Genomic DNA, 10,166 nt, shown 5'->3' with positions numbered 1-10,166 from the left:
GCATACTGGAATTACAAGCGGCGGGACTCGTCGTTTCTGCCCATGGAGGCCAGCGTAAATCCGTCACACAGACGGTTGCGGTCTAAGAAGTGGGAAGCCTCGCCCGACAGGGCGGGGAGCAGTCACGCGGGGTTTTATTTTATACGTTTTCAGTAGCATGATTTGGCTTACTTTGTTATTAACCAAACTACTCAATTAATGAACAAATATAATCTTTGGTTTCTTCCCTATCCATCGGTTCACGCTCATTAATCCCCATCTCAAAGATATTTAATGCGCTATCTAGTTTTTCAATAATCTCTTCATCATCTCGAATGCAGAGAATATAAGCATTTTCAAACGGAGTGAGATCGACCAATCGTAACCCTTTTTCTGTTAAAAAGTGGTTAATATATTCCAAATAAGGTAGTTCATAAGGCAACATATAAGGATCTACACTCACTTCATCCCAATCAATATTTTCAATTTGAGATAAAATCAACGCACTCGGTGATTCAGGCAAAGAGATATGCTCTAATGATTTAAGATCAGGAATATCACCAAAGTATTCTGTCCACTCCACATAGTCCATTAATCCTTGAGCTGAGAGCGATTCATATAGCCAATTAAGAACATCTTCTTGAGCATCTGACTCAGGTAAATTTTCACGCAAAGCTTGCGCATCTAATTCAGGCACGGCGAGTTCAAGCACACTAATCAACTCTTCAATGGTTTCCATTATGACCCCTGTATCTACAGTAAATGTGGTTAAAAAATAGATTATCAGCCATCAATATACTGTACATCTCTTGATTTATTAATTTGTGAATTGTCTCACTGACTTTTGATTAGAACCTTTTGGAATAAAAAGATAAAAAGTTATAAGTATATTCATAAAGTTTATTTCCATCTTTAGCTTGATGGCGTATGGTAATTTCATCTGACCTTATAAAAATCATGTACCGAGGATAAAAATGAGCAAGATTTTCGAAGACAACTCGCAAACTATTGGGCACACACCTTTAATTCGCTTAAAGCATTTCGGAAATGGCAACATTCTGGCTAAAGTGGAATCACGTAACCCAAGCTTCAGTGTAAAATGCCGTATCGGTGCCAACATGATTTGGGATGCAGAAAAGAAAGGCATTCTTAAAGAAGGTGTTGAACTTGTAGAACCAACCAGTGGTAATACAGGGATTGCTCTGGCTTATGTTGCAGCGGCTCGTGGCTATAAACTCACACTGACGATGCCAGATACCATGAGTGTAGAACGTCGTAAATTACTCAAAGCATTAGGTGCTAATTTAGTGCTGACTGAAGGCGCAAAAGGCATGAAAGGTGCCATTGATAAGGCCAATGAAATTCGCGATAGTGATCCTAAGCGTTACCTTTTACTACAACAATTTAGTAATCCAGCTAACCCTGAAATTCATGAAAAAACCACAGGCCCTGAAATCTGGAATGATACTGATGGGGAAGTAGGTGCTGTTATTGCTGGCGTCGGCACTGGTGGCACAATTACAGGTATTGGTCGCTATTTGAAAAAGACACAAGGTAAAGCAGTAACAATGGTTGCTGTTGAACCAGCAGATTCCCCTGTTATAACTCAAGCTCTAGCGGGTGAAGAAATTAAACCTGGCCCACATAAAATTCAAGGCATCGGAGCAGGCTTTATTCCTGAAAACCTAGATTTATCGTTACTGGATCGTGTTATTCAAATCACTAACGACGAAGCCTTTGACACTGCTCGTGAACTGATGACTAAAGAAGGTATTCTCGCAGGGATTTCTTCAGGCGCGGCTATTGCGGCAGCAGTAAAACTTGCAAAAGAGCCTGAATTTGCAAATAAAGAAATTGTAGTTATTTTACCTTCTTCAGGTGAACGTTATTTAAGTACACCACTTTTTGCTGACATTTCTGACAGCTAAATCGCGTCACTCAATTGTAAAATATTTATTAAAAAAGCACCTTAATGGTGCTTTTTTTGTGGTAGAGATCAAAGTTTGTCATCCAGACAGGTGATTTATTTCTTTGAGTTTAGTATTTAATCAATTAATTATTTCGAAGGTCGAAATTAATCAGAAAATAACCGAGATGAGAAAACGAACTCTTTTATCTTTCTGAACACTATTTTTATCAGATGACGCTTTACGACTTAATATTATCTGATATTGCTACGCAAAGCAGGACAAATTCATCTACACTTACTAAGTCCTGACTTAATGTGAACAATTGAGTTATAAAAGGAAAATATCCTATGTACCAGCAAGAAGTTACTATTACAGCACCAAACGGCTTACATACTCGTCCTGCGGCACAATTTGTAAAAGAAGCCAAAACATTTTCTTCTGATATCACGCTTACCTCTAGCGGTAAATCTGCCAGCGCTAAGAGCCTTTTCAAATTACAAACTTTAGGCTTAACTCAAGGTACTGTTGTGACTATCTCTGCTGAAGGCGAAGATGAAAAACAAGCCGTTGAAGCATTGGTAAAATTAATGGCGGAATTAGAATAATTCGCGATTAATTATTAACACAGTATTCATTCCCCTGAAACTATTCAGGGGAGTTAATTTCAATGATGATTTTAAAACAACAGTATTTTGCAATCCTATTCTTTTAAGATTATCACCAGCAAGTCGTAGGATAAATTATGATTTCAGGAATTTTAGCATCACCCGGTATCGCATTTGGTCAGACCCTTCTCCTCAAAGAAGAACCAATCATTATTAGCCAACGTAAGATCCAAAGTGATGAAATTGAGGATCAAATCGAACGCTTTAAAGACGGCCGTAATAAATCTGCACAACAACTAGAAATTATTAAAGAACGTGCTGAAAAGAACCTTGGTGCAGATAAAGCCGAAATCTTTGAAGGCCATATCATGTTGCTAGAAGATGAAGAGTTAGAACAAGAAATTGTTGCTCTCATCAAAAGTGATAAAAAAACCGCTGAAGCCGCTGTTCAATCAGTTATTGAAGATCAAGCAACTGCATTAGAAGCGTTAGATGACGAATATCTAAAAGAGCGTGCGGCTGACGTTCGTGATATTGGTAAACGCTTAATGCGCAATATCTTAGAGATGCCAATTATCGATCTAAGTGCTATCTCAGAAAAAGTTATTTTAGTTGCAACAGACCTTACCCCTTCTGAAACTGCTCAATTAAGCTTAGACAACGTATTAGGTTTTATCACTGACTTAGGTGGCAGAACATCTCACACCTCTATCATGGCTCGTTCATTAGAAATTCCAGCTATCGTGGGAACATCTAATGCGACACAAACCATTAAAAAAGACGATTATCTTGTTCTTGATGCGATTAATAACAAAATCATTATTAATCCATCAGATGAGGAACTCGAAACATTAAAAGCTATCAAAGACGAGTACCTGCACGAAAAAGAAGAGTTAGCAAAACTCAAAGACCTGCCTGCTATTACGCTTGATGGGCATCAAGTCGAAGTTTGCGCTAATATTGGTACAGTTCGAGATGTTGCTGGTGCTGAACGTAACGGTGCTGAAGGTGTTGGTCTGTATCGTACTGAATTTTTATTTATGGATAGAGACTCTTTACCAACAGAAGAGGAACAATTCCAAGCCTATAAAGCGGTAGCCGAAGCAGTAGGAAGTCCTGCGGTCATTATTCGTACTATGGATATTGGTGGTGATAAAGACTTACCTTACATGAACCTACCAAAAGAAGAGAACCCATTCTTAGGCTGGCGTGCAATTCGTATTTGTCTTGACCGTAAAGAGATCCTTCATCCACAATTACGTGCTATCTTAAGAGCATCTGCTTTTGGTAAACTACGTATTATGTTTCCAATGATTATCTCTGTTGAAGAGATCCGTGCATTGAAAGCAGAACTTGAAATACTAAAAAGCCAGCTTCGTGAAGAAAAGAAAGCTTTTGATGAATCTATTGAGGTCGGTGTGATGGTAGAAACCCCAGCCGCAGCAGTGATGGCTCGTCATATGGCAAAAGAAGTTGACTTTTTTAGTATTGGGACTAACGATCTAACACAATATACTCTGGCTGTAGACCGTGGAAATGAGCTGATATCTCATCTATATAATCCAATGTCACCTGCAGTACTCAACCTGATAAAACAGGTCATTGATGCATCACATGCTGAAGGTAAATGGACTGGAATGTGTGGTGAACTTGCTGGCGATGAACGAGCAACATTGCTCCTTCTCGGCATGGGATTAGATGAGTTTAGTATGAGTGCTATTTCAATTCCTCGCATCAAAAAAGTGATTCGTAACGCGAATTACGATGATGCAAGAGCGCTAGCAGAGCAAGCACTTGCTCAGCCAACTGCAAAAGAATTGATGGACTTAGTAGAAACTTTTACTAAAGAAAAGACACTGTGCTAATCACATTAGCCAGAGCCCGGTCCCAACTACAATAATTAGGAGAAGATTCATGGGTCTGTTTGATAAATTAAAATCACTGGTTTCAGAGGAAAAGAAAGGCAGTGGCACGATTGATATTGTTGCACCACTTTCTGGTGAAATCGTCAATATCGAAGATGTTCCTGATGTTGTTTTCGCTGAAAAAATCGTAGGTGACGGTATTGCTATCAAACCTGCTGGTAATAAAATTGTTGCGCCAGTTGATGGTACTATCGGTAAAATTTTCGAGACTAACCATGCTTTCTCTATTGAGTCTGACAACGGTATCGAGTTATTTGTCCACTTCGGTATCGACACTGTTGAACTGAAAGGTGAAGGGTTTAAACGTATCGCTGAAGAAGGTCAGCAAGTAAAAGTAGGTGATACTATTTTAGAGTTTGACTTGGCTGTATTAGAAGAAAAAGCAAAATCAGTTCTAACACCGGTTGTTATCTCTAATATGGATGAAATTCAAGGTTTAACCAAAATGACAGGCCCAGTTACTGTTGGTGAAACCGTTATTATTCAGATTAAAAAATAATCTTCTGTGATATTCTCTATTGAAACCGCCACCAATAATGTGGCGGTTTTTTTATATTCAAAAATCCAAGACCGAAGACCCAAAATACGCTAATTCATTCGACGATGTTCTTACTCTAAATAATTCAAGGTGTAGCTAAGCGACAAGTGAACGAGTCGCTAAGAGCATACACAAGTATGTGGCTAGTGCGAATGAACGCAGTCAACAACGCTACAACTTGAAGTGTGACGAGTATTAGTAAAGTTAGCCAAAAACGCCTGTTGATAAATAACGATCACCTCTATCACAAATAATTGCAACAATCACCGCACCTGGGTTCTCCTTTGCAACGCGCAAAGCGCCAGCGACAGCCCCTCCTGAGCTTACACCACAGAAGATACCCTCCTGACTGGCTAAAAGGCGCATCGTTGATTCTGCTTCTGTTTGTGACATATCTATCACACTATCCACCAGCTCTTTTTTAAAGATACCGGGTAAATAAGCAGGAGACCAACGACGAATCCCCGGAATTTGACTTTTTTCTTCCGGCTGAAGACCTATCACTTGCACACTATCAGATTGTGTTTTTAAGTAACTGCCCACACCCGTAATTGTCCCCGTTGTTCCCATACTCGAAACAAAATGTGTAATACGGCCTTGTGTTTGTTGCCAAATTTCAGGGCCAGTAGAAATAAAATGCGCTCTTGGATTATCTGAATTATTAAATTGGTCTAATACCTTACCTTCACCTTGTCGTTCCATCTGTTGTGCGAGATCTCGCGCACCTTCCATACCAACTTCACGACTCACTAAAATCAATTCTGCGCCATAAGCTTGCATAGAAGCTTGACGCTCTTTACTCATATTCTCAGGCATTAACAACTTTAAACGGTAACCTTTTACCGCTGCAATCATCGCTAAGGCAATCCCTGTATTACCACTAGTTGCTTCAATTAGCGTATCACCTGGTTTTATTTCACCACGTAATTCGGCTTGTTCAATCATTGATAATGCAGCTCTGTCTTTTACTGAACCTGCGGGATTATTACCTTCAAGTTTAACCCAGATTTCAGCGTCCACCTCTTGTGTAAGTCGTTGTAGTTTTACTAATGGTGTATTACCAATAAATTGTTCTAACCCTGCCACAATAAGTTCCTGCTCATTTATTTGTCTGTACTAATGAAGAAATCACATTTAACTTATTAACGCAATAATATTAATGTAATTCGATAAGTCTCTTCGCTTTCATAGAAACCAAAACACCCACGCCAGAAATGAGCATGGGTGAAAAATAGTGAAATTAGCGATAGATTAATAATGAAATTAAGCGGTATAAGCCAACGATACCGTATTTAAGGGTGTATTCCCCGTATATAAGCGAGCTTGGGCACCTCCCATATAATAGGTATTCCCTTTTGTTGGTGCCGAAGAAGCATCATTCCAAACCGCTGTAATAGGTGTTTCACTCCATTCTAATGGTTGTAAAATTAACTGCCAATAATGCCCTTTAGGAGATACCTCAATAACCCTAACCGGTAATCGGCAAACACTATTAGCATGTACACTTAATGCAATTTCCCAAGGACGTAAAAACACATCGACTGAACCTTGATAAAGCGGTGTCACAGATAATGGCAAGTGATATCCCCCAATCTGTAATTGAGCGCCATTAATTTCACCTTTTAGATGATTCACATCACCTAAAAATTCTAAAACAAAGCGACTCTTTGGTGATTGCCATACTTCTTGAGGTGTTCCTACTTGCTCTATTTTACCATTTCCCATAATCACAATGCGATCAGCCACTTCCATTGCTTCTTGTTGATCATGCGTGACAAAGACACTGGTAAATTTAAGCTCTTCATGCAATTCACGTAACCAACGACGCAATTCTGTTCTTACTTTTGCATCTAAAGCGCCAAAAGGTTCATCAAGTAATAAAATTTGAGGTTCAACAGCCAAAGCTCTTGCTAAAGCCACGCGCTGTTTTTGCCCCCCAGATAATTGTGCTGGATAACGTTGCGCTAAATGAGGCAATTGGATCATCTCTAACAACTGCTGCACTTTTTTATGAATTGCTTCTTTGTTCGGACGCTCTCGTCGAGGTAATACCGTTAAACCAAAAGCAATATTCTCAAATACAGTCATATGGCGAAATAGTGCATAGTGCTGAAAAACAAAGCCAACTTTGCGATCTCTCGCATGTAATTGGCTAACATCCAGTCCTTCGAAACGAATACTTCCTTGGGTTTGATGTTCCAGACCGGCAATAATACGCAAGAGTGTTGTTTTACCTGATCCTGAAGGCCCTAATAGTGCCACCATTTCACCGGAAGCCACATCGAGGGTGACATCATGCAACACTTCAGTGCGATCAAAATATTTTGTGACACTATTAATTTCAATACTCATATTTTGCCTCTACTTTGTGTAAATAATGATGTTCATTGCTGACGGGCCAAATGCCATTGCAAAGCACTTTTAAACATTAAGGTAAAAATTGCCATCATCGCGAGTAATGCGGCCGCAGTAAATGCACCAACAGTATTGTAATCTTGATGCAGTAACTCAACTTGTAACGGTAGTGAATAAGTTTCACCACGAATAGCCCCAGATACCACAGACACTGCACCAAATTCACCGATAGCTCTGGCATTGGTTAATACCACGCCATATAACAGTGCCCAGCGAATATTTGGTAATGTCACTCGCCAAAACATCTTCCAGCCACTTGCACCTAATAACACAGCAGCTTCATCTTCTTGGCTACCTTGGCTCATCATCACCGGCACTAGCTCTCTCACTACAAAAGGGCAAGTGACAAATACCGTAACTAATACCATTCCAGGCCATGAGAACATCAGTTGGATATCAAATTGTGATAGCCACTGCCCAGCCCAGCCATTGCTACCGTAAAAAAGCAGATAGAGTAATCCAGCAACAACAGGAGACACAGCAAATGGAATGTCAATCAATGTCATTAATAACTGACGCCCCGGAAAACGAAAACGCGTAACAAGCCATGCCATACTGACACCGAACAACATATTGACAGGTACAGTGATTAACGCGATAAGTACGGTTAACCAGACAGCATGTAACATATCACTGTCTAATAAGTTCTCACTAAATACTTCAACGCCTTTTGAAAACGCGGTCATAAAGATCCACGCAATAGGCACAACCAAAAATAAAATGGATAACACAACACCTGTAAGGATTAATCCCCACTTTATCCAATCAATTTGGCGACGATATACCGAGCGTTGTTGCATAATATCTGACATCAATGCCCCCTCAACCGTTGACCAAATCGGCTTTGTAATCCATTAATTGAAAACAGTAAGACTAATGAAACAAGTAAAATCACAGAAGCAACAGCACTTGCCGCAGGATAATCAAATTCTTGCAATCGAATAAAAATCATCAAAGAAACGACTTCCGTTTGCCATGCAATATTACCAGCAATAAAAATAACGGCGCCAAACTCGCCTAAACTGCGCGTAAAAGAGAGCGCAGTTCCCGCTATTATTGCTGGTGATAACTCAGGTAATACAACCTTACGAAAAGTCTGCCAACGACTTGCTCCTAATGTTTCAGCCGCTTCTTCATACTCAGGGCCTAACTCTTCAAGAACTGGCTGAACAGTTCTTACGACAAAAGGTAAACTGGTAAAAGCCATAGCAACGGCAATACCAATCCATGTATTAATGACTTTGATATCAAATTTATCCAATACAAAACCGTACCAGCCTTGTGTTGAAAAAAGTGTTGCGAGTGTCAAACCAGCAACAGCCGTAGGTAAAGCAAAAGGTAAATCCATTAAGCCATCAAGTAGTTGTCTTCCCGGAAAACGGTAACGAGTAATGATCCACGCAAGCAACATACCGAAAATAGCATTAAAAATACTGGCAACAGCTGCTGCTAATAACGTGACTTTATAAGCGGCCACAATTTGAGGATGCGTTATCACCGCCCAATATTGGGACCAACTCATATCAGAAAGTTGCACAACCAGCGCACTCATTGGTAGCAGTAAGATCAAGCAGGTATAAAACAGTGTTCCACCTAAACTTAATCCAAATCCCGGTAATACCCGTTTACTGGTTGCGGTAAACATTATTGACGTCCTTGCGCTAACAATTTATCAAGCATGCCATCGGTCGTGAAATGTGTTTTCATCACGTTATTCCAGTCACCAAACACCTCTTCAACCGTAAATAGTGACGTTGTTGGAAACTGTGCTACTTTTTTAGCCATAACGGCCTTATCATTTACGCGATAATTAAATTGTGTGATGATCTCTTGTGCTTTAGGGCTGTATAAATAATTTAGATAGGCTTTTGCCAGCGCTTCGGTGTCGTTACGTTGAACATTTTTATCAATCCAAGCGACGGGAAACTCCGCTAAAATATCAACAGGTGGCACAATAACTTGATATTCATCTTCACCATATTGTTGACGAATATTATTAACTTCAGATTCAAAACTGATCAGAACATCTCCAAGTCCACGTTCAATAAAAGAAGTTGTTGCGCCACGACCGCCTGTATCAAAGACCTCAACATTTTTGAGGAATTTTTTCATCGCTTCTTGTGTTTTCTCATCGTTACCATAAGCTTTTTCAAAAGCCCCCCACGCCGCTAAATAGGTATAACGACCATTACCTGAGGTTTTGGGATTAGGGAAAACAACTTTGACATCGTCACGCGTTAAATCTTCCCATGAAGTAATGTTTTTGGGATTTCCTTTACGTACTAAATACGCCATGGTGGAATAATAAGGCGAGCTATTATTAGGAAGACGTTGTTGCCAATCAGCCGGAATTAATTTGCCTTTATCATGCAAAATTTGCACATCAGTCACTTGGTTATAGGTCACTACATCTGCAGGTAAACCTTGCAATATTGCAAGTGCTTGCTTAGAAGAGCCTGCATGTGATTGTTTGATGGTGACTTTATCATCAGGATGTTGAGCATCCCACTGTGCTTTAAAATCGCTATTTAGCTGTGTGAATAGCTCTCTTGCAATATCGTAAGAGCTATTAAGTAATTGAGCCGCCCCTGCATAACTACTAACAACCAAAGATAATGCGGCGGTTGCTTGTAATGCAAAGGTTTTGATTGTGTTTTTCTTCATCAAAAGTACCCATCATTGTAAGTTTTATTCTAATGGTTACTCTATCGACTTTATTTATAACAGTGTAGTTAGCTTTTGTTATTTGATATAACCAAGAGTTATTAAAAATAAATAAAACTCAGGCTAATTA

At 39.6% G+C, this 10,166-nt stretch carries 10 protein-coding genes and 1 pseudogene; 5 read left to right on the top strand and 6 right to left on the bottom strand.

Annotation, left to right across the window (positions count from 1 at the left end; translation table 11 throughout):
* A pseudogene (locus QSH13_RS18600) lies at nucleotides 1-86 on the top strand (RNA-guided endonuclease InsQ/TnpB family protein); the annotation flags it as partial.
* A 101-nt stretch (nucleotides 87-187) separates the two neighbouring features.
* Here the strand turns inward: QSH13_RS18600 and QSH13_RS15600 are convergent.
* Entirely contained in the window at nucleotides 188-718 is a 531-nt protein-coding gene (locus QSH13_RS15600) for a hypothetical protein (protein WP_286039352.1), read from the bottom strand.
* A gap of 235 nt (nucleotides 719-953) precedes the next feature.
* Here QSH13_RS15600 and cysK point away from each other — a divergent pair, with 235 nt between their 5' ends.
* The 4 genes from cysK (at nucleotide 954) to crr (ending at nucleotide 4,918) form a co-directional block, all read left to right on the top strand.
* Nucleotides 954-1,907: a cysteine synthase A gene (cysK, locus tag QSH13_RS15595; RefSeq protein WP_109407141.1), complete on the top strand. Its 954-nt coding sequence runs from the start codon at nucleotides 954-956 to the stop codon at nucleotides 1,905-1,907.
* A gap of 329 nt (nucleotides 1,908-2,236) precedes the next feature.
* On the top strand, nucleotides 2,237-2,494 hold the full coding sequence (ptsH, locus tag QSH13_RS15590; protein WP_109396403.1) for a phosphocarrier protein Hpr: 258 nt from the start codon (nucleotides 2,237-2,239) through the stop codon (nucleotides 2,492-2,494).
* Nucleotides 2,495-2,631: 137 nt separating this feature from the next.
* Nucleotides 2,632-4,359 (top strand): phosphoenolpyruvate-protein phosphotransferase PtsI, encoded by a 1,728-nt coding sequence (gene ptsI, locus QSH13_RS15585; protein WP_109396402.1) that lies wholly within the window; start codon nucleotides 2,632-2,634, stop codon nucleotides 4,357-4,359.
* Between the two features lie 49 nt (nucleotides 4,360-4,408).
* Nucleotides 4,409-4,918: a PTS glucose transporter subunit IIA gene (gene crr / locus QSH13_RS15580; RefSeq protein ID WP_036935451.1), complete on the top strand. Its 510-nt coding sequence runs from the start codon at nucleotides 4,409-4,411 to the stop codon at nucleotides 4,916-4,918.
* 243 nt (nucleotides 4,919-5,161) lie between these two features.
* On the opposite strand, the gene cysM is transcribed toward crr, so the two are convergent.
* From cysM to cysP, 5 genes are all read right to left on the bottom strand, one after another.
* On the bottom strand, nucleotides 5,162-6,043 hold the full coding sequence (gene cysM, locus QSH13_RS15575) for a cysteine synthase CysM (RefSeq protein ID WP_109396401.1): 882 nt from the start codon (nucleotides 6,041-6,043) through the stop codon (nucleotides 5,162-5,164).
* Nucleotides 6,044-6,220: 177 nt separating this feature from the next.
* Nucleotides 6,221-7,309, bottom strand: a complete 1,089-nt coding sequence (cysA, locus tag QSH13_RS15570) for a sulfate/thiosulfate ABC transporter ATP-binding protein CysA (protein WP_109396400.1) — start codon at nucleotides 7,307-7,309, stop codon at nucleotides 6,221-6,223.
* A 32-nt stretch (nucleotides 7,310-7,341) separates the two neighbouring features.
* Nucleotides 7,342-8,184 (bottom strand): sulfate/thiosulfate ABC transporter permease CysW, encoded by an 843-nt coding sequence (cysW, locus tag QSH13_RS15565; protein ID WP_109396399.1) that lies wholly within the window; start codon nucleotides 8,182-8,184, stop codon nucleotides 7,342-7,344.
* On the bottom strand, nucleotides 8,184-9,017 hold the full coding sequence (gene cysT / locus QSH13_RS15560) for a sulfate/thiosulfate ABC transporter permease CysT (RefSeq protein ID WP_286039351.1): 834 nt from the start codon (nucleotides 9,015-9,017) through the stop codon (nucleotides 8,184-8,186). Before cysT ends, cysW begins: the two co-directional genes overlap by 1 nt.
* A complete protein-coding gene (cysP, locus tag QSH13_RS15555; protein ID WP_109396397.1) occupies nucleotides 9,017-10,036 on the bottom strand; it encodes a thiosulfate ABC transporter substrate-binding protein CysP in 1,020 nt (339 codons plus the stop codon). Before cysP ends, cysT begins: the two co-directional genes overlap by 1 nt.
* Between the last annotated feature and the right edge of the window lie 130 nt (nucleotides 10,037-10,166).

It is taken from the genome of Proteus faecis, assembly GCF_030286765.1.
Lineage (GTDB): Bacteria > Pseudomonadota > Gammaproteobacteria > Enterobacterales > Enterobacteriaceae > Proteus > Proteus faecis.
The sequence above is the reverse complement of the archived record's forward strand: the minus strand, read 5'-3'. Positions and strand labels throughout refer to the sequence as shown.